The organism is Archangium sp., from assembly GCF_036277355.1.
In the GTDB taxonomy this organism is placed as follows: Bacteria; Myxococcota; Myxococcia; order Myxococcales; family Myxococcaceae; genus Archangium.
In genome coordinates this window covers 82,890-102,732 of record NZ_DASUNC010000173.1, presented here as the reverse complement: position 1 = coordinate 102,732, position 19,843 = coordinate 82,890, and the positions used below count along the sequence as shown (strand labels likewise).

Annotated in this window: 19 protein-coding genes; 16 read left to right on the top strand and 3 right to left on the bottom strand. The window is 69.4% G+C overall.

Annotated features, from left to right (window positions below; translation table 11 throughout):
- Window positions 1-32: 32 nt before the first annotated feature.
- The 6 genes from VFZ09_RS43215 to VFZ09_RS43190 all read left to right on the top strand — a co-directional run bounded on the left by VFZ09_RS43215 (window position 33) and on the right by VFZ09_RS43190 (window position 5,800).
- Window positions 33-617, top strand: coding sequence for an imm11 family protein (locus VFZ09_RS43215; protein WP_329733666.1), 585 nt, complete (start codon window positions 33-35; stop codon window positions 615-617).
- 38 nt (window positions 618-655) lie between these two features.
- A complete protein-coding gene (locus VFZ09_RS43210) occupies window positions 656-1,438 on the top strand; it encodes a hypothetical protein (RefSeq protein WP_329733665.1) in 783 nt (260 codons plus the stop codon).
- A 24-nt stretch (window positions 1,439-1,462) separates the two neighbouring features.
- Window positions 1,463-2,509 (top strand): DUF2169 domain-containing protein, encoded by a 1,047-nt coding sequence (locus VFZ09_RS43205; protein WP_329733664.1) that lies wholly within the window; start codon window positions 1,463-1,465, stop codon window positions 2,507-2,509.
- Window positions 2,510-2,565: 56 nt separating this feature from the next.
- Entirely contained in the window at window positions 2,566-3,042 is a 477-nt protein-coding gene (locus VFZ09_RS43200) for a DUF4150 domain-containing protein (protein WP_329733663.1), read from the top strand.
- Entirely contained in the window at window positions 3,043-4,329 is a 1,287-nt protein-coding gene (locus VFZ09_RS43195) for a TIGR02270 family protein (RefSeq protein WP_329733662.1), read from the top strand.
- Between the two features lie 130 nt (window positions 4,330-4,459).
- A complete protein-coding gene (locus tag VFZ09_RS43190; RefSeq protein ID WP_329733661.1) occupies window positions 4,460-5,800 on the top strand; it encodes a S41 family peptidase in 1,341 nt (446 codons plus the stop codon).
- A gap of 101 nt (window positions 5,801-5,901) precedes the next feature.
- On the opposite strand, the gene VFZ09_RS43185 is transcribed toward VFZ09_RS43190, so the two are convergent.
- Window positions 5,902-6,351, bottom strand: coding sequence for an NUDIX domain-containing protein (locus VFZ09_RS43185; RefSeq protein ID WP_329733660.1), 450 nt, complete (start codon window positions 6,349-6,351; stop codon window positions 5,902-5,904).
- A 145-nt stretch (window positions 6,352-6,496) separates the two neighbouring features.
- Here VFZ09_RS43185 and VFZ09_RS43180 point away from each other — a divergent pair, with 145 nt between their 5' ends.
- From VFZ09_RS43180 to VFZ09_RS43160, 5 genes are all read left to right on the top strand, one after another.
- A complete protein-coding gene (locus VFZ09_RS43180; RefSeq protein WP_329733659.1) occupies window positions 6,497-7,069 on the top strand; it encodes a hypothetical protein in 573 nt (190 codons plus the stop codon).
- The gene (locus tag VFZ09_RS43175) at window positions 7,050-7,502 is read left to right on the top strand and encodes a hypothetical protein (RefSeq protein ID WP_329733658.1); all 453 of its coding nucleotides are present in this window, start codon (window positions 7,050-7,052) and stop codon (window positions 7,500-7,502) included. The genes VFZ09_RS43180 and VFZ09_RS43175 overlap by 20 nt, the downstream gene beginning before the upstream one ends.
- 47 nt (window positions 7,503-7,549) lie before the next feature.
- Complete coding sequence (locus VFZ09_RS43170; RefSeq protein WP_329733760.1) at window positions 7,550-8,188, top strand: response regulator transcription factor; 639 nt, start codon at window positions 7,550-7,552, stop codon at window positions 8,186-8,188.
- Between the two features lie 185 nt (window positions 8,189-8,373).
- The gene (locus VFZ09_RS43165) at window positions 8,374-9,270 is read left to right on the top strand and encodes a S1C family serine protease (RefSeq protein ID WP_329733657.1); all 897 of its coding nucleotides are present in this window, start codon (window positions 8,374-8,376) and stop codon (window positions 9,268-9,270) included.
- Window positions 9,267-10,178 (top strand): S1C family serine protease, encoded by a 912-nt coding sequence (locus VFZ09_RS43160; RefSeq protein WP_329733656.1) that lies wholly within the window; start codon window positions 9,267-9,269, stop codon window positions 10,176-10,178. The genes VFZ09_RS43165 and VFZ09_RS43160 overlap by 4 nt, the downstream gene beginning before the upstream one ends.
- A gap of 18 nt (window positions 10,179-10,196) precedes the next feature.
- On the opposite strand, the gene VFZ09_RS43155 is transcribed toward VFZ09_RS43160, so the two are convergent.
- Window positions 10,197-11,837 (bottom strand): sensor histidine kinase, encoded by a 1,641-nt coding sequence (locus VFZ09_RS43155; protein ID WP_329733655.1) that lies wholly within the window; start codon window positions 11,835-11,837, stop codon window positions 10,197-10,199.
- Window positions 11,838-12,400: 563 nt separating this feature from the next.
- Window positions 12,401-13,081 carry a Crp/Fnr family transcriptional regulator gene (locus VFZ09_RS43150; protein WP_329733654.1) on the bottom strand — a complete coding sequence of 227 codons (681 nt, stop codon included), beginning with the start codon at window positions 13,079-13,081 and terminating at the stop codon, window positions 12,401-12,403.
- 320 nt (window positions 13,082-13,401) lie between these two features.
- Here VFZ09_RS43150 and VFZ09_RS43145 point away from each other — a divergent pair, with 320 nt between their 5' ends.
- The 5 genes from VFZ09_RS43145 (at window position 13,402) to VFZ09_RS43125 (ending at window position 19,505) form a co-directional block, all read left to right on the top strand.
- Window positions 13,402-13,845 carry a hypothetical protein gene (locus VFZ09_RS43145; RefSeq protein ID WP_329733653.1) on the top strand — a complete coding sequence of 148 codons (444 nt, stop codon included), beginning with the start codon at window positions 13,402-13,404 and terminating at the stop codon, window positions 13,843-13,845.
- Between the two features lie 136 nt (window positions 13,846-13,981).
- Window positions 13,982-15,232, top strand: coding sequence for a hypothetical protein (locus VFZ09_RS43140; RefSeq protein WP_329733652.1), 1,251 nt, complete (start codon window positions 13,982-13,984; stop codon window positions 15,230-15,232).
- Window positions 15,229-17,184 carry a serine/threonine-protein kinase gene (locus VFZ09_RS43135; RefSeq protein ID WP_329733651.1) on the top strand — a complete coding sequence of 652 codons (1,956 nt, stop codon included), beginning with the start codon at window positions 15,229-15,231 and terminating at the stop codon, window positions 17,182-17,184. The genes VFZ09_RS43140 and VFZ09_RS43135 overlap by 4 nt, the downstream gene beginning before the upstream one ends.
- Window positions 17,185-17,206: 22 nt before the next feature.
- Window positions 17,207-18,739, top strand: coding sequence for an Hsp70 family protein (locus tag VFZ09_RS43130; RefSeq protein ID WP_329733650.1), 1,533 nt, complete (start codon window positions 17,207-17,209; stop codon window positions 18,737-18,739).
- A 13-nt stretch (window positions 18,740-18,752) separates the two neighbouring features.
- A complete protein-coding gene (locus VFZ09_RS43125) occupies window positions 18,753-19,505 on the top strand; it encodes a DnaJ domain-containing protein (RefSeq protein ID WP_329733649.1) in 753 nt (250 codons plus the stop codon).
- Window positions 19,506-19,843: the final 338 nt, after the last annotated feature.

The following is a 19,843-nucleotide window of genomic DNA, read 5'->3' as shown; positions in this document are numbered from 1 at the left end:
ATTCCGTGCCTTCATGAGGACATTCCTCTACAATGACCACCTCGAATTACGTTTGCTGGCAGAACGTGCCTGTTGGGAACTCCTGCATGTTGTCGGGAGTGGAAAACCTGGGCCGAGAGTACGAGTTGCTCAAGGGAATCCCGCGTGCGGGTACGTTCCCCGATAACGTGCTCTTCCGGATGAGTGACGAGCATCCCAAGGACATCGGGCTGATCGATTCGCTATCGAATGGAGACACCCTCATCATCGCCTCACGGCGCTTGAGGGACTTCCTGGCGCAGCGGCAACTCCCGCTCATGGAGTATCACCGCGTCACCATACTCAACCATAAGGGACGGGTCGCCAGCGCGGACTACCATGTGGTGCATCCCATCCATCCGCAGGACTGCCTGGACATCACGGCAAGCGGTTGCACCTATAGCCCCATCATCCCCACGGAAATCGACTTGGTGGACAAACTAACCATCGATGAGTCCCGGGTCCAGCCCGGAGTGCGGATGTTCCGCATCAAGAACTTCGGCGGCCCGGTGCTGGTGCATCGGGACCTGGCCGAGGAGTTGTTGGGCGCGGGCTTCCAAGGCATCGCGTTCATCGAGTTGGAGCAGTACGGCTGGTAGGTAGCGGAGTCGCCAGGAGAGAAAGGACATTTCAAGACATGGAACGACTGCGCGACACCTCCGTCTACGAAGATGAACTGGCTTCCTCGCTCCGAAACCTGGCGGACGCAAAGCTACCGATTGAGCTAGCGGGGGAGTTCTGCGAGGAAACCACCTCGCTCCGGCGGGTGCTCGCCATCTGCCGCCTGCTGCGCGAGGCGGATGTGGACGGTTTTCACCACGAACTGCTCCGGAGCGCCCTATCACGGCGCTACTACCTGACTCGCTGCCAGCGGGAGAGCTACGCGGACTACTTCACCGTGGCTAGCCGCACCGAGCCGTTCTTCGACGCGCTCGCCGCCGGAAGCCTGGCGCTGGCACGAGAACTGGCACGGCTCGCCGTCCCTGGACCCCGCGAGGGCGAAGAGTATCCTGAGGATTATCACTACGCGAACCTGCTGAACCGCTATCTCCTACTTGATGGCCAGGACAAGACAGGCGAGCTTGAGCGACTGTTGATCACGCTGGAAGCTCACCAGTCTGGTGCTCGCGTGGACCTGTGTCAGAGCCTCCTCGCGCATGACGGTCGCGCTTTCGAAGCCGCCTTCCAAGCGTTGTTGGAGGAACGTGCGAACGAGGTGGCTCGCTGGGAAGCCCGCGTCATGGACACCGCAAGCGCCATCACCAATGCCTACGTCTTCATTGAGGGTCTGGCCTGGATGCGGTTGGCGGAGCACACTCGATCGCCCCTACTCTCCTTGGAGGAGTGCCGCTTCTGCCCCGCGCTGGCACGCATGCCCATGGAACGTCCCTTCCCGGATGACGGATACCCACGCGGTTGAGGCTCGCTCGCGAGGAGGCGGAAGATGGCCCAGCCCAGACTGGAAAACCGGACACCTTTCGCCGCAGAGGCGCTCTTCCTGACAGATGAACACGGGCGACCCGTCGTGACGCTGGTAGCCAAGGCAACGTATGTCTTGAGTCCGCGTGGATTGACGCTGGCCGAAGAGCAGACGCCCTTGCAACTCGGTGGCGAGTTGTGGGGCGAGGACAGCGCGAACTCCAGCTACCGCTACGAACCTGAATGTGCCTCATTCAAGCCCACCACGGACGTGGTGCTGGTGGGCCATGCCCACCCTCCGAATACCCAGTCGCGCGAGTTCCTCGTCCACTTCCGGGTGGGACCTCTGCGCAAGGAGGTGCGCGTAGTGGGGGACCGCACCTGGTACAAGAGCCTGGGGTCGATCGCAATGACGCCGCCGCGCCCTGTGGAGCGGCTCCCGCTGTGCTATGAGCGCGCCTTTGGCGGCTGGGATCGCAGCCACCCCGATCCTTCGCGACATACGTTCGAACCCCGTAACCCTGTAGGCCGAGGCTTCAGGGGGCCGGAGGGCCGCTTCGAGGAAGGAATCCTGCTCCCCAATCTGGAGGATCCTGAGTACGTGATCACCTCCTTCCGGCAGACGCCACCACCCACTGGCTTCGGCTTCCTTTCTCCACACTGGATTCCCCGCGCGCGCTTTGCTGGAACGTATGACGCGGCCTGGGAGCGCGAACGCAAGCCCCTTCTTCCAAAGGATTACGACCCGCGATTCATGAACGCAGCGTCGCCTGGATTGATGGCTGCACGCTACTTGCGTGGAAACGAGCCCGTCGTGGTGGAGAACGCCTCCCCTGATGGCCGACTCGGCTTTCCACTGCCCGGCGTGCCACCTCCTCTCTACAGGGTGGCGCTGAAGGGACGCTCCAGAGAGCAGGGCGTGCTGAACCTGGACACCGTCATCGTCGATACGGACGCAGCACGCGTGTACCTGTACTGGCGAGCACGAGTATCCCTACGCAGCGGCCCATTGGATGTCTTTCACATGGAGCTGAAACCTGAAAGCGGTGCACCCGTCCGACTGGGAGGGTAGCTGGTGCCAGGGTTCGATTCACGTCCCCACCCGCGTGGGGCCCATTGGGAGGTAGTATGGGTACCACTGTTGGAGTAAACAAGCTCTCAGTCGTGCACAAGGAGACGAACGGCGTCACCATCGCCATGCCCGATGTCTGCAAGACGCCAAGCCCTGGTGGCCCCATCCCCATTCCCTATCCCAACATCGCCCGCTCCGCGGACACGTCAAAGGGGACGAAGGATGTTTCCGTTGATGGCAACCCCGTCTGCGTAAAAGATTCCCATTTCAGCACCAGCACTGGAGACGAGGCTGGCACAGCGGGCGGTGGTGTGGCCTCTGGCAAGACGAAGGGCAAGGCGGAGTTCGTCAACTTCTCCTTCGACGTGAAGTTCGAGGGGAAGAACGTTGCGCGCGCCTTGGACCTGATGCTCCACAACGACAAAAACACCCCTCCTGCTCCGCTGATACAACCTCCGGTCATCGCCATGGCCAACGAGACCGAGGTGGATCCCATCCTCTGCACTGTTTGCAAGAAGAAGATGGAGGAGTAGGTGCGTTGGGATCTCCTAGAGCAACACCTGTCCGAAGCCGCCTTTCTCTGGACACAGTGGGAGCGCGTCCTGCACGCGCCGCACTACACCCTGGAGGATGTAGAGGGTCTTGAGGAGCGTCTGCGAGCCCACTTGGATGGGCTTGTGCTGGGCGGTTCCGCCGTGGCGGACCGGCTCCTCTGGCCCGCCGTGGAGGAAGCCGACCCCGGGCTTGCACAGGTGGCTGCGCTCTGCCTGCTGCACGAGGAACTGGATCCCCGCCTTGACTGCTTAGAGCGCTGGCTTCCGGAAGAACAAGAGTCCATTCCCGAGCCACTCAGGAGGGTGCTGGAGGTTGTTGAACGACAAGGACTCCTGGAGAGGCTGCGCTTGCGACTGGATGCGCGCCCTCTCCGTGTCAGGGCGGAGTTGGTCCGTCTGCTTGGACTCCGGCGCATGCGAATAGGAGATGTACTGGAGGGAATACTCGCCAGCGGCGATGTGGTCGCCCAAGTGGCCGCGCTCCAGGCAATCGAATCGGCACCGGACCTTGCCTTCGTGGCACACGTCCACAAGGCGATAGGCTCGCCTTCAGCGAAGGTACGTGATGCCGCAATCACCGCAGGGCTCGTACTCGGAATTCATTCAGCCTGGGACCAGTGTCTGCGTCAGGTCCGCGCGCACACGCCAGAGGGTGCACGGTGCCGGCTCCTCCTCGCGCTGGGGGGAAGCGCGGACTCCACGCTGCTCCTTCGGGATGCAATAGAGAGGCCCGAACTGCGCGGAGATGCCCTTTGGGCTGCGGGGTTTTCCGGCAGACCGGCGCTCGCCGATGCCTGCGTGCCGCTACTCAGGGACGAAGCACACGCGGCACTCGCGGGGGAGGCCTTCTGCGCCATCACCGGACTGGTGCTCGAAGGCCGATTCTGTGCTGAGCCCCTTCCGGAGCCCGAGGAACCACTTCCACTCCAAGAGGACTTGGCCATGGACATCGAGCTGAAACCAGAGAGCATGCTCCCACGGCCCGCAGCGGACGTGGTGGAAGCATGGTGGGCCAGCGCCCGGAAGAACTTCGATTTCCAGGCGCGCTACGTGCGAGGCCAGCGCCTCACCCCCACGAGCCTGCTGGACGAATTGGAGCAGGGCCCTATGCGCAGGCGTCCCGTCCATGCCCTTGAGTTAGCCGTCCGTAGCCAGGGAGAGCTAAGAGTCCAAGTGATGGGCTTTACTCGAGTGCAACGTCGGCAGCTCCAGGCGGCCCGTCAGAGCCGGTTCACGACCTCAAAGCTCTTGGGTGCACTGGGTTGAGCCGCGCGTGTGCATCACTGCCCCGCTCGCCGGCTCATTCATGTCGAGGAGGGGCATACTCGGCCCCGAGATCCGACCCGAAGGGACTCCGATGACGACGCAAGGCGGCAAGACTGGAAGTGGGCGCGGGATGAGCGTACGGCAGGTGATGGGCACGGTATTGTCCGCGGCGCTCCTGCTGCTCCCGGGCGCCTCGCGGGCCCAGGGCCCCGACGCGGGCGAGCCGGTGGACGCGGCGGCACGCGCGAAGATCGTGAACAGTGTCTCGGCGGCGCTGAACGAGCACTATGTCTTCCCGGAGGTGGCCAGGAAGATGGAGGCGAGCCTCCGCCAGAAGCTGAAGGCAGGCGCCTATGACAAGCTCACCCGCTCGGCCGAGCTCGCCGCGGCGATGACGCGGGACCTGCGCGAGGTGAGCAAGGACAAGCACCTGCACATCCACTACGCGCCCGCGATGCCCCCGGGGATGGACCCCCACGCGCCCAAGGACCCGGCCGCACTCGAGCGGATGCGCCGTGAGCTGGCGTCCGTGAACTTCCGTTTCGAGAAGGTGGAGCGGCTCGCGGGGAACGTGGGCTACCTGGATCTGCGTGGCTTCATCGACGCGGAGCTGGCGGGAGAGACCGCCATCTCCGCCATGAACTTCCTGGCCCACTCGGATGCGGTGATCATCGACCTGCGCAAGAACGGCGGCGGTGAGCCGTCGATGATCCAACTGCTCACCAGCTACTTCTTCGAGAAGCCCACGCAGCTCAGCGGCTTCTACGTGCGCAAGGGGAACACCACGCAGCAGTTCTGGACCTCGGCCCACGTGGCCGGCAAGCGGATGACCGATGTGCCCCTGTACGTCCTCACCAGCCAGCGCACGTTCTCGGCGGCCGAGGCGTTCGCCTATGATTTGAAGAGCCTCGGGCGGGCCACCGTCGTCGGGGAGACGACCGGTGGAGGCGCCCATCCGGTCGAGCCCCACTTCCTCGCCGACGTGCATCTGCTGGCGTTCATCCCCTTCGGCCGCGCGGTGAATCCCATCACCGGCACCAACTGGGAAGGCACCGGCGTGACGCCGGACATCCAGGTCCCGGCGGACCAGGCGCTCGCGGCGGCCCACCGTGACGCGCTGAAGAAGCTCCAGGACAACGCGCAGGACGCGGAGCGCAAGCAGCGGTTCGCGTGGGCCCTGCAGAGGGTGGAGGCGCTCGCCACGCCGGTGTCGCTGAGCGCCGAGGTGCTGAAGAGCTTCACGGGCAACTACGGGCAACTGACGCTGAGCTACGAGAACGGCTCGCTCTGGTACAGCTGGCCGGGGCACAAGCTGCGCGCCATGCCGATGACCGCGGACACCTTCATGCTCGACGATGGCCTGGACATCCTCCGCTTCCGCATGGAGAAGGATGCCTCGGGCAAGGTGACCGGCATGACCGAGCTGTACGACGATGGCCGCATCGAGAAGTCCGCGCGCAGCGGGAGCTGAGCGGCGGCGTCAGAGGCCCGGGATGCGCCGCTGCATGCGCAGCAGGCAATCTCGGGGGACAGCGTCTGGGGCCCCGGGTCTTTGATGGACATGGGTTGTGCTCACGTGTCCTGGGTCGATTCGAACCGCTCGAGGGCCCACACCTGGAACTCGTGCCGGAGCCGCTTCTTGGCTTCGGCCATGGGAAGCCACTCGAGCGAGTGGTCCACCTCGTGAGCCTCCTGCGTCTTGGGCCCCAGGCGCGCGACGAAGAACTGACCCACCTTGTTCAGGAACAGCTCCTCATGACGGGCCACGAGGAACTGCGCGGACCATCCGAGCTCTCGCACCACCTGCACCTCATGCCCCGTCTCCTCGCGCACCTCGCGAGCCAATGCGGTGAGGGCATCTTCGTTGGGATCGATTCCGCCGCCGGGGAGGAAATAGCCCTGGGGAACGCGAATCAACGCCACTTCACCCCGCCCGTTGACGATGACGGCATAGGCGCCGGGCCGGTCGATGTAGACCCCGCCTGGGACTCGCTTGCCGAACTGGGGGATGGGCATTTTCATGAGGCCGGGCACACCCGTTCCATACACGCTCCACCCCGCCCCTGACAGCCACAACGCCGAGATTCCGTCCGCCATGCGTCCAGCACTCGGAGGCGGGCACGGGCGGCCACGACGGCGGCGGAGGCTCACGGTAACGTTGCCACGCATGCGCCTTCTTGTCCGAGTCCTGCTGCTCGCCGTGGGGTGTTCGGTGATGGTGGCCACCTCGCTCGCCCGGCCCTATCCCCCCTCCTACATCACCCATCCCGTCCAGCTGTCCGGCGGAGGCGGCGAGCTGCTCGAGCTCTTCATCCGGAGCGACTCGGGGAAGCGCTTCGCCTCCCATACATATGTGCGGACCTGGTCGCGCTCGGGCCGGGTCGTGGGCATCCTCTCGCCCACCGCACCACCGCCCGAGGCGCTCGCCACGCTCTCCCCCAGTGCCTCGTATGGGGTGGGCGAGCAGCTGGAAGGGCTCGGCACGGTGCTCTTCGTGCTCTACGCACCGCAGGAGCTGCTCTTCGACGACAAGGAGCGGGCCCAGCCCTCATGGATGCCCGAGCCTGGCACGGGCTTCCTCACGCTGTACGCGCCGGATGGGCCGGTGGACGTGGAGCTCGGCTTCGGCCTGGGCACCATGCAGTACCGGTGTGACTGCCACGTCGAGGCCGATGTCCGCAGTCTGCACCGCTGGCCCGATCGTCCCCCGGAAGGCATGGATGGCGGCAACGGCCACTGAGACGCCGGGTCCCCGGCCCGCGCTCTTCACCCGTGTGCCGCCGGTGGCCGCCATGGTGCTGGTGGCACTCAACGACCACGTGCTCAAGGGCGCGGGGCTGTTGCCCGGCTGGCTCACCGGAAAGCTGTCCGACTTCGCGGGCCTCTACTTCGCGCCGCTGCTCGTCGCGGAGCTGTGGATGCTCGCGAGGCCAAGCCCGATGGCCCGCGTCGCAGTGCGCCGGGTGGCGTGGGCCGCGCTGGGCTTTGGCCTCCTCTTCACCACCATCAAGACGTTCCCCCCAGCCGACAGGCTTTATGAAGCAGTGCTCACCGCCCTGCTGCGGCGTCCAGCGGGCAACACCGTGGACCCGACGGACCTCCTCGCCCTCGTGATGCCAGGCGTGGCTGTGTGGGATGTCCGACGCCTGATGCGACGCAGCAGGCCCGCGTAGCAGGCTCTCCGAGCGAAGCGCGCGGGTGCCCGTTAGGCATGGGCACTGTGCTGGACTCCGATGCCTCACCCGTTCGTCTCGCCCTGGTCGCCGAGGACCCGCTCGCCCGGGGTGCGCTCTCCCGCGCCCTCTCCGAGCAAGCGGGAGACATCGCCGTCATCGCCTCGGGCACCCTGACGGAGCTGGAGTCCTCGCGCGCCGGGGACGCTCCCGATGTCGTGCTGTGGGACGTGGGCCTGCACCCCGCCGACGCCGGTGGACGCATGGAGGCCCCCGAGCTCGGTGCTCCCGTGCTCGCGCTCGTCCCGGATGAGTCCGCCGGAGAAGGTGCGCTCTCCGCGGGCGCCCGGGGGTTGCTCTTCCGGGACGTGGCTCCCGCTCCGTTGATGGCCGCGCTCCGGGCCGTGGCCCGGGGGCTCTCCGTGTTCGACCCGGCGCTGTCCTCGCTGCGAGCCACTCCACGGACCGGTGCCACGGCTTCGACCCCCGAGGGATTGACGCCCCGGGAGCGAGAGGTGCTCGCGTTGCTCGCCGAGGGGTTGTCCAACAAGGCCATCGCCGAGCGGCTCGACATCAGCGAGCACACCGCCAAGTTCCATGTGAACGCGGTGCTCGCCAAGCTCGGTGTGCAGCGGCGGACAGAGGCGGTGGTACGGGCCGCGCGCATGGGACTCGTGACGCTCTGACACAGGGGGGGAACCCGCGGCCTCGATACCCTCACCCCGTCCCTCTCCCGAAGGGAGAGGGGAAATGGGGGAACCCTGGTCCAACGGGTGAGGGACCTGTCCATTCGGGTAGGTCGCGAGCTGTCCCTCTCGCCGATGTGCAGCGCGGGCGCGCCTTTTAGTTTTTACAGCGAAAGGAATCGCTCATGTCCGCCGACCTCGCCTCCCTGTCCCAATCCCTCTCCTCCATCGTCGAGCGCTTCGCTCCCAGTATCGTCCGCGTCGAGGCCCGCCGCCGCCACGGTGCCACCGGCATCGTCTGGAGCGCCGAGGGCCACATCGTCACCACCCACCACGCCATCGAGCACGAGGGCTCCATCTCCGTGGGCCTCGCCGATGGCCGCACCGTCTCCGCCGAGCTCATCGGCCGGGACCCCTCCACCGATGTCGCCCTCCTCAAGGCGGACCTCCCCGGCCTCACGCCCCTGGCGCCCGCGCCGCTCGACGGCCTCAAGGTGGGCCACCTCGTGCTCGCCCTCGGCCGTCCCGGACGCACCGCGCGCGCCACGCTCGGCATCGTCAGCGCCCTGGGCGACTCCTGGCGCACCTTCGCGGGAGGCCGCATCGACCGCTATCTCGAGACCGACGCGGACCTGCCTCCCGGTTTCTCCGGCGGAGCGCTCGTGGATGTGCAGGGCCGCTTCCTGGGCCTGCTCACGGCGGCCCTGTCGCGCACCGCCGCCGTCGTCATCCCCGGGGAGACGCTCGGCCGCGTCACCCAGGCCCTCCAGCAGCACGGAGGCATCCGCCGGGGCTACCTCGGCGTGGGCGCCCACCCCGTCCGGCTGCCCAAGCACCTCTCCGAGCGCGTGGGCAGCGAGGCCGGGCTCATCTTCCTCTCCGTCGAGCCCGGAGGCCCCGCGGACCAGGCGGGGCTGGTGATGGGCGACGTGCTGGTGAGCCTCGGGGGCCAGCCGCTGCAGAGCATCGAGGAGCTGCTCGGCTACCTCGGCGACGAGAAGGTGGGCACGCAGGTGCAGGCGAAGGTGCTGCGTGCCGGTGAAGTGCGTGAAGTGTCCCTCACCATCGGGAGGCGGTCTTGATTCTCCAGCAATTCTCCGACGAGCTCGAGTCGCTCGTCTCCAAGGCGGCCCCCGCGGTGGTGGCCGTGCAGCACCCGCGGGGTCACGGCACGGGCCTCTTCCTCACCCCGGACGGCTACGTCCTCACCAACCGGCACGTGGTGCGCAGCCGGGGCAAGCTCGTGCTCGAGCTGCACGACGGAAGCGAGGTGCGCGCCGAGTTGGTGGGTGGAGACCCACCCACGGACCTGGCGGTGGTGCGCGCCGAGGGAGGCGCGAAGTTCCCCACGCTGCCGCTGGCGGACCCCCATGACGTGCGCGTGGGTCAGCTGGTGATGGCCATCGGCAACCCCTTCCGCCTGGAGCAGTCGGTGTCGCTGGGCGTGGTGAGCGCCATCAACCGCACCCTGCCGCTGCCCGACGGAGTCATTCTCGAGGGCCTGCTGCAGACGGACGCGGCCATCAACCCGGGCAACTCGGGCGGGCCGCTGCTCAACATGCGCGGGCAGGTGGTGGGCCTCAACACGCTGGTGCTGCCCTACGCCCAGGGCATCGGCTTCGCGGTGAGCGCCACCACCGCGGCCTGGGTGGCCAGCCTGCTCATCCAGCGCGGCAAGGTGGAGCGGCGCTTCCTCGGCATCGCGGCCACCGCCATCAACCTCCCGCCCCAGAGCGCCCAGGAAGCGGGCCAGCCGCGCGCCGTGCGCGTCATGAAGGTGGGCGAGGGCTCGCCCGCGGATGACGCGGGACTCGAGGCGGAGGACCTGCTGCTGGGCATCGACGAGCGGCCCGTCACCAGCGTGGACGACGTCCAGCGCCTGCTGGCGCTCGCCCCCGAGCCCGAGGTGCGCCTGGAGGTGCTGCGCAAGGGCCGGCGCCGCACCCTGCGGGCCCGCACCACCCCGCGCGAGCACAGCAAGGCGGCTTGAGCCACGGGGCACCCCCGCTCACGCGCGAGCCTCGCCCCCATACACCGGCAGGCTCACGCGGAAGGTGGTGCCCTGGCCCGGCTCGCTCTCGACGGAGATGTCCCCGCCGTGCGCGGAGATGATGCTCTTGCACACCGACAGCCCCAGCCCGCTGCCCTCGCCCGTGGGCTTGGTGGTGAAGAACGGCTCGAAGATGCGCTCCAGCTTATCCTTCGGGATGCCACTGCCCGTGTCGCGCACCTCCACGGTGACGCGGTGGGTGTTGTCCACCCGGGCGGAGAGCTTGATTTCATTGCGCTCCACCGCGCCCGGGGCAATCGCGTGCGCCGCGTTGATGAGCAGGTTGAGGAACACCTGGCACAGGCGCGCGCTGTTGCCGTGCACCGGCGGCACGTTCTCCACCGCCTGCACCAGGCGGGCACGGTCGCGAATCTCGTGCGCCGCCATCTTCGCCGCGCTGCGCACCACCTTCACCAGGTCCACCGGCCCCATCTCCCGGTCATCCGGGCGGGACAGCATCCGGAGATCCCTGACGATGAGGCGCACCCGCTCGGCGCCCTCGCGTGCATCCGCGAGCGCCTCCAGCAACTCCCGCCGCTCCACCGGCGTGGGCGCCGCCTCCATCTCCGTCACCACCTGCTGCGCGTAGTTGAGGTTGCTGAGCACGAAGGCCAGCGGGTTGTTCAGCTCATGGCCCACGCCCGCCGCCAGCTGGCCCACCGTGGCGAGCCGGTCCGCGAAGAGCAGCTGCGACTGGGCGGCCTGCAACTGCTGGAGGCTGTCGGTCAGCCGCGCATTGGCCTGCTCCAGCTCGGCGGTGCGCTGCCGCACGGTCTGCTCCAGCAGGGCGTTGTAGCGCTCGCGCTCCCGCGCCGCGGCCCGCAGCTGGGCGGCCATGCGGTTGATGGCCCGCGCCATCAAATCGTACTCGTCACGCTCGCCCTTCACCGGCAGCTCGGTGTCCAGGTCTCCCTCGCCCATGCGCTGCGCGCGCTCCAGCAGCGTCCCCAACGCGCGGCGCATGTTCAGGTAGATGACGGACGCCATCGACAGCACGAGCACCAGGGCCAGCACCGGCACGGCCACGCCCACCATCTGGCCAAGCCCCAGCTCCCGCCGGCCCTTGCGCTTGTGGAACTCCAGGTCCGCGCTCGCCGTGGCCCACGCCCGCTCCAGGTGCGGCGTCACGTTCTCCCGGAAGGCCCGGAGCGCGTCATGCAGCAGCAGGGCCTCCGCCACCCCCTCCGGAGCCCGTCTCACCCGCTCCTCGGAGCTCCGCAGCCACCGGTGGAACGCCCGCTGCAACTGCTCGATGTCCTCCAGCTCCTTCACCGCGGGGCCGCCCACATGCTCTTCCCGCACCAGCTCCCGCAGGTGGGAGATGGCCGAGTCGAAGCGCCGCTCCTGCGCCTCGAGCACGGCCTGGGTGTCCCCTCCCTCCTCACTCGTCTGGAGCAGCGCGTTCAGGTACCCGAAGGCGTCGTCCGTCACCCGGCCGTACACCTCCATCTGCGCCTGGATGGCCAACATCTGCCCCAGGCCTTCCTTGCCCCGGTGGCCCAGCAGGAAGAGGCCGCCTCCCGCCAGCGCCACACACCCCACCGACAGCGCCGCGAAGAGCAGCACCCGGCTGCGCAATGTCATCTCGATTGGCTTCATCCAGGAACTCGGGACCAACTGTCTAGCACTGGAATCTCACCGAGGCCCGTTCACGGCCCGAGCCCCCGAGGGGGTAGAAGGTTCCCCGCACCTGGGGTATCCCTGCCACCTCCCGGAGGAGCGCCCGGAAGCACCGTGAGCAGCCGCTCCCGCCCTCCCCCCGCACAAACCGGCCCCGCAGGCTGTGAACGGCTTCACACCCCCGCAGTGAGTCGATTCACAGCCCTGGCTCCCCCCGGGCGGTATGAATGCTCTCGGGAACAGGGACTCGATGCCCCGTTTCGCCGAACGCCGCGCCCGAGGTGCGAGCGGAGTGACGTCTGTGCGAGGCCGCCGAAGGCCGCCATGTCCTGAGGGGGGGATGGCCGCCGTTACCTCGCTGGGGGGACTCCGCCCCGCTCCGCCTCGGGAAGAGCGCGAGAGGGCATCGTGCATGTCCCGAGGGAGGGGGTGCCGCGCTGGGGGGCGCGGTCTCCGCCCATGTTTTCCGGGAGTCGAGTCCGCGCCGGGGGGCGCGGGCTCCTCCCACCCGTAGTCCTTCAGTCCAAACGGTCCAAGGTCCTTCAGTCCACGTCGCGGCGCAGGCGCTCGGGGTCCACGATGGTGATCTGCCCGCCCTCGTACGTGAGCAGCCCCTCGCGGGTGTAGAAGCGCAGCCACTTGTTGGCGCTCTCGCGCGTCACGCCGCACAGGTTGGCCAGCTCCGCCTGCGTCAGCTTGGGGATGACGATGCCGCCCTCGGAGGCCGGCTGGCCCTGCGTCCGGGCCAGGTCCAACAGCACCCGCGCCAGCCGCGCCCGCGCATCCAGGAAGGCCGAGTCGTGCACCAGCTGGGTGACGCGCCGCACCATCCGGCTGAGCACCGCCAGCAGCCCCATGGCCACCTGCGGGCGCTCGCTCAGGAAGCGCCGGAAGTCCTCCTGGTGCAGGCTCAACAGGTGCGTCTCGTCGCGCGCCACCGCGTCCGTCGAGCGCGGCTCCCCGTCCAGCAGCGCCAGCTCTCCGAAGGCGTCTCCCCGGCCCAGCAGCGCCAGGATGACCTCCTTGCCCTCCGCGGAGCTCAGGCGGATGGCCACCTCGCCCCGGCGCACCATGAAGAGGGCCGTGCCCACGTCGCCCTGGTGGAAGATGACCTCGCCCTTGCTGTAGCGCCGCTGCTGCAGCAGCCCCGACAGATGCGTCAGATCCTCCTGCGCGAGGTGCTCGAACATGGGAATCTGAGCCAGCAGCAACTCGTAAGCCATGGGGACCCTCGGACTCCGGACGGGTGAAGCGGGCGAACACCGGAAGTCTCCACCTCCTCGGGCCCGGGTCCAAACGTTATCGGCTTCACCCCCGGTGCGAATGCTCCCCCGCCTACACACCCTTCAGGTCGCGCCCCCGGCACCAGACCTCCGTTGACCCGCGAGTTCTCTTGCGGAATGATGCGGCGATGGTGTAACGCCGAGTCCAGCACGCGTGGATGCCCCTGTCGTGTTGCTCGGAGCTCGACGAGCCCATGACCGCAGAGGCTCCCTCTTCCACTCCAGCCGCGCGCCCCCTGTGCCCACGTTGTGGGGCGGGGGTGCCCCTCGCGGGCCCCGGCACCCAGGTCATCCGCTGTACGGGATGCGGTGCGGCCCTCCAGGTGAGCGTGCGTCCGGCGGAGCCCGCGGTCCCCGCCCCCGCGCCCCAGGCCAGTGAGGGGGGCCCCCGTCCCCGCCGCCGGCCCATGGTGGAGATCTCCGGCCCCCGGCGCGCCGAGGTCCAGCCCGCGGTCAACTTCACCGTGGAGCTGTCGCAGTCGGAGATCGACACGGAGCCGCTGGAGGCGGACGCGGCCCGGCCGGCTCCCGCCCAGGCGCAGGCGGCCCCCACGCCTCCCCTCCCCGAGACGCCCTGGTTCGCCGAGGACATCGAGCGGCTGCCGGAGGCGAACGTGGACCTTGGGAAGCTCGCGCTGGAGTCCTTCGAGCCCTTCCCCTCGCTGCCCCAGCGAGCGCCCCCGTCCCATTTGCAGGGGAAATGAGAGCAATCCAGCAGGCTGGTGCTCTGACGGCCGAGCCCACCAACCCCCATGAAGCCCGGCCGGGGGTGGTGGGGTATCATGAGCCCGCGCGTGGTTCGATGACGGCACGCCTCGAGGAGGGAGTGGAGGAAGCGCGATGAGGAACGCAACCAGCACGGAGCCATCGGCGGACTCCTCGGCGGACCTCCAGCTGGTGAGGCAGGGCTGCGTCGAACTGGGGCGCCAGGCCGAGGGCATCGCCGAGCTGGTGCTCCCCCTGCTGCGCCAGGCCACCCAGGAGCTCGCCCGGTTGGAGGCCCAGCGCGACGAGCTGCGCCGGGCCGGCGTGCGCGAGGCCCAGCAGAGCGTGCTGCCCCGGCTGCTCGAGCGCATCGACGAGCAGGCCCAGGGCGTCAAGCGCCTGGAGCGCGCCAGCCGCGGCCTCCGGGAACTCATGACGTCCGTGGGCGGCCTGAGCGAGCAGTTCCAGAGCGCGCTGGCGCGCCGCGAGGAGGAGCAGCAGGAGCAGGAGGCCATCACCCGCGAGGAGAAGCGGATGTGGCTGCAGGAGCTCAACAGCCTGCGCGAGCAGGTGCGCGGCCAGGGCGGCCCCACGGCGGACGCCCCCGCGCAACAGGAGGAGCTGCAGCGGCTGCGCGCCGAGAACGAGGCGATGCCCCGGCTGCGCGCCGAGCGGGACCGGCTCGCCCACCGCGTGGCCGAGCTCGAGAAGAACCTCACCACCCGCGACCAGACGCTCACGGCCAAGGAGCAGACCATCGAGGACCTGCGCAGGATGATCGTCCTGCTCACCGGGGACTCGGCCTCCGCCTCCGCCCCGTCCTCGCCCACCTCGCCCAAGCCCGTGCCGGCGCCCGCCAGCGTGGTCAACCTCTCCGCCAGGGTGCCGCCTCCGCCGGCCATGGCCCCGGTGCCGCCCCGGCCCAAGCCGGCCGACGCATCCAGGGCCGACGCGCCCAGGGCCGACACGATGTTCGGCGACAGCACCATGCAGCTGGCCCACAGCATGCTGGAGACGCTGGGCGAGGATGTCGTGGCCCCGCCGCGCTCCCCGCCTCCGGTGGCCAGCCAGCCCCTGGCCCCCGAGCGCCGCGTGCCGAGCATGGAGATCATGCTCGAGCCGCTCGACGAGCTGGAGTCCCCGCGTCCGTCGCTGCCGCCCCCCGTGCCGATGGTGCCGCCCGTGCCGGCCCTGTCGCCCACGGCGGCCAAGGCCGCGGCCCTCATGCCCAAGGCGAGCGCCCGCGTCATGCCCTCGGGCCCCGCGCTGACGCCCGCCCCCATCCCCGGTGCCGCGCCCCGGCTCGCCCCCGCGCGCCCCGGCACGCTCGTCATCAGCGAGGACATGTTCGACGAGATGCTCATCGAGGACTCCGCCAAGAAATGAGCACGCCGTCCGGGAACCTCGCGCTGCCGGCCCGCTTCGGCCGGTACGTGCTGCTCAACCACCTGGGCCGCGGTGGCATGGCGGACATCTACCGCGGCGTGGCGCTCGGCGCCGGCGGCTTCGCCAAGCAGGTGGTCGTCAAGCGCGTGCTCCCGGAGGCCACCCAGCAGGAGTCCGCCGTGCAGATGTTCATCGAGGAGGCGCGGCTGTCCGCGCTCCTCCAGCACATGAACATCGCCCAGATTTTCGACTTCGGAGAGCAGCGCGGCGAGTACTTCATCGCCATGGAGTTCATCCATGGCCGGGACCTGTATGATCTGATGAAGCGGGTGTCGGCCCGGGGACAGGGCATCCCCGTGCACCTGGCCTGCTACATCGCCATGGAGGTGCTCAAGGGCCTGGACTACGCGCACCGCGCGCGCTCGGCCGCGGGCGAGCCGCTCCACCTGGTGCACCGCGACGTCAACCCCACCAACATCATCATCTCCTTCGAGGGAGAGGTGAAGCTGCTGGACTTCGGCGTGGCGCTGGTGGGCAGCTCCGGCGGCGACATCGCCACCAACGTGCGCGGCAAGCCGGGCTACATCCCGCCCGAGCAGCTCGCCCGCAAGAAGCCGGATGGGCGCGGTGACATCTTCGCCCTCGGCATCACCCTCTACGAGATGCTGTCGCGGCGCCATGCCTTCAAGCCCGGCGCGGTGATGGACGTGCTCAAGCAGACGGTGGCCCTCAAGGCCCGGCCCCTGCGCCTGCAGGACGCGGCCCCCTTCCTGCCCGAGCCGCTGTGCGCCGTCGTCAACCGGAGCATCCTCGCCAACCCGGACGAGCGCTACCAGACGGCCGCCGACGTGCTCGACGCCCTGGACGAGTTCCTGCTGTCCGCCGGCCTGCGCGTGTCCCAGCGCGACCTGGCCGCGTTGATGGCCAGCTACTACGAGCCGGAGGTGCGCGCGCCTCCCGTGCAGCCCCCCATCCCCCCGGCCCTGCTGGCCGAGCCGGCCCCCCCGCAGCCCGCGGCCCCCACCTACTCGGTGCGCGAGCCGGGCGGCGGCCTCTCCCTCACGAAGCTGGGCGAGGACGACGTGCGGCTCCTGTTCGCCTCCGGGAAGCTGTCGCCCCAGGCCCAGGTGTCCCAGTCCGGCGGGCCCTTCCTTCCGCCCTCCGCCTTCCCCGGCCTGAGCGCCACGGCGGCCGCGGCCCAGGAGCGCCTCGAGGCCCGGCTCGCCCGGGCGAAGCCGCCCCGCTACGCCGGCAACGTGGGCCGCGTGGCCCCCCTGCGCGTCCTGGCCCGGTTGATGCTCGCCAAGGCCACCGGCCGGCTCCACTTCGAGCAGAACCGCGCCCACAAGGAGCTCTTCCTCAAGGCCGGGCAGATCATCGCCGTGCGCTCCAGCCTCGCCACGGACCGCTTCGGCCCCTTCCTGCTCCAGACGGGCAAGCTGTCCGTGGAGCAGTGGCAGCGCGCCGTGGAGAACACGCGCCCCTTCTCCGGACGCCTGCTGGACGCGCTGCTCGCCGCCCGCGTGCTCTCCCCCTCCGAGCTGGCCGAGTGGACGCGCGAGCACCGGCGCACCGTCGCCCTCAGCCTGCTCGGCTGGACGGGCGGCCGCTACGCCTTCTTCGAGGGCGAGGCCCCCATCACCGACGGCACCGAGGAGCGCCTGGGCGGACTCGCGCTCCTCAACGAGGGCCTGCGCGCCCACTACCCGCTGGAGCGGCTGGTGCGCGAGCAGGAGTCCCTCCGGCACAAGCCCCTCCACCGCAACCCGGACCCTCCCGTCACCCCCGGCGACCTGGCGCTCTCGGCCACCGAGCTGCGCGCCTCCTCACTGCTCAACAAGCCGGGAAATACCCTCACCGCCGCCCTTGCGGAACTCAAGCGTCCGGAGGATGAAGTAGCCTTGCGCCGTGTGGCGCTGCTCTTCACGGAGGTAGGGCTCCTGGCGGCTTGAGGCGCGCGGGGGGGCCGGTGGTATGGGACTCGTTCTCGGAATCGATCTGGGCACGACCAATAGCTGCATGGCCGTGGTGGACTCCGCCACCGGTCACGCCCGCGTCCTGCCCAATCGCGAGGGCGAGCGCACCACCCCCTCCGTCGTCGGCTTCGATGTCTCCGGCAAGGTGACGGTGGGCAGCGCCGCCCGCCGCCAGGCCGTGCTCCACCCCCGCGACACCGTCTTCGGCGTGAAGCGCCTCATCGGCCGGCGCTTCTCGGACCCCGCCGTGCAGCAGCTGCGCCGGCTCCTGCCCTATGAGTTGGTGGCCGACCCCTCCGGCAACGCCGCGGTGCGCGTCCACGGCCAGGTGATGACCCCGTCCGAGGTGTCCACCCACGTGCTGCGCTACCTCAAGGAGAGCGCCGAGGCCCAGCTGGGCCAGAGCGTGGACGGCGCCGTCATCACCGTGCCCGCCTACTTCGACGAGGTGCAACGCCAGGAGACGAAGGCCGCCGGCCAGCGCGCCGGCCTCACCGTGCACCGGCTCCTCAACGAGCCCACCGCGGCCATGCTCGCCTGCCGCTTCGACGAGTCCCGCCCGGAGAACATCGCCGTCTTCGACCTCGGCGGCGGCACCTTCGACATCTCCCTGCTGCACGTGGAGGACGAGGTGGTGCAGGTGCTCGCCACCAGCGGCGACAACTTCCTGGGCGGCGACAACGTCGACGAGCTCGTGGTGGACGCGCTGCGCCGCATCTTCCTCAAGCAGACCGGCGTGGACCTGGCCCACAGCCCCGAGGCCCTCTGGCGCCTCAAGGACGCCGCCGAGTCCACCAAGCGCGCCCTCTCCGAGCTGGAGCAGACGGTCATCGACCTGCCCTTCCTCGGCACCGCCCCCGAGGGGCCCCTCCACCTGTCCATCCCCTCCTTCTCGCGCACCCTCCTGGAGAACCTCGCCTCCCGCGAGCTGGACCGGCTGCGCGCCCCCTGTGAGCAGGCCCTCCAGGACGCCGGCTTGAGGCTGGAGGACATCCACCGCGTCGTCCTGGTGGGCGGCATGACGCGCATGCCCGCGGTGCGCGCCCGCGCGGAGAGACTGCTGGGCCGCCCCGGCGAGCGCTCCGTCAACCCCGACGAGGCCGTGGCCCTCGGCGCCGCGCTCGAGGCGGACATCGTCGCCGGCACCTCGCCCGAGCTGCCCCGCGTGCTGCTGCTGGACGTGCTCTCGCGCAGCCTCGGCATCCGCACCGAGGGCGGCCGCTTCAGCGTCCTCATCCCCCGCAACACCACCATCCCCGCTCGCGAGACGAAGGTCTTCGCCACCACGCTCGACCACCAGACGCACGTGGACCTCGAGGTGTACCAGGGCGAGGCCCCCACCGTGGACGGCAACCGCTACCTCGGCGAGCTGCAACTGGCCGGGCTGCCCGCCGCGCCCGCCGGCACCGTGCGCGTGGAGGTGGACTTCAACATCGACGCGGATGGCCTCCTCCAGGTCACCGCCCGCGAGCCCGCCACCGGCCGCAAGGCCGCGGTGACGCTGCGCCCCCCCACCGCCTCCTCGCCCTGAGGAGGGTGCCGCCATGTCCCAGGACCCCTCTCACGACAGGAACCCTTCCGAGAAAAACCCTTTCGAGGTGCTCGGCCTGCAAGGCACGGAGGACCTGGCCGCCATCCGCAAGGCCTTCCTGCGCATCGCCGCGCAGTCGCACCCGGACCGGCTCCGCATGAAGTCGCCCGAGGAGAAGGCCCAGGCGCTGGAGCTCTTCCTCGGCGCCAAGAAGGCCTTCGAGGTGCTCTCCCAGCCGGACAAGCGGCGCGAGTGGAGCGAGCGCATGGCCCGCACGAAGCCGCGCACCCCGGCCGCCCCGGTGACGCCGCCCCCCGAGGCCCCGAGCGCCCCGGCCCCGCTCCGCCCCGCCTTCACGCCCGCCCACGGCGTGCCCACCGCCCCGCGCCCCGCCTTCACGCCCGCGCATGGCGTGCCCGTCGCCCCGGCGGCCCCGGGTGCTCCCGCCGGCTCCCGGCCCTCCTCCGGCGTGCAGCCCGCGGCGGTGGCGCTCCAGCTCTACAAGCTGGGCATGCTCGCCCTCGAGGGCGTCGACTACGCCAAGGCGCTGGACCTGTTCTCCAAGGCCGCCAGACTGTCCCCCACGCCCCGCAACCAGGCCATGGAGCTGGTGTGCCGCGGCCACCAGTACCTCAGCACCCGCTTCTTCGACCGGGCTCGCGAGAGCTTCGAGCGCGCCCTCCAGCTCCTGCCCGAGTGCCGTGAAGCGCGCGTGGGCCTGGAGCTGCTCGACAAGCAGTCCGGCCGCTACCTCAAGGGACGGTAGCGCCCTCCCCGGCTCCCTCCGCCGCAGCTGACGCATCACGTCGCGCGGGCAGGTGGGAGGTCAGTACTTTCCAGTATTCCGGTGGCACCACCGGGCGGAGGCTCCCCCTACCACCTGGGTCATCTTTGTGAACTCAAGGTGAAAATAGGGGCCCCGGTTGGAAAGGTCCCTCGAATGTTGATAGACGGCCGCCCGGCAGTGTCCGCCGTTCGCCAGGCAACGATCGTCGTGTCGCGAGCCCAACCCCTCACTCTCTCCCCCAGCGAGGCCCTCGTGCAGGAGCAAAAGCAGACGTGGGTGCCTCCGAGTGGTTGGATTCCTTACGCTGCCCCCATGCA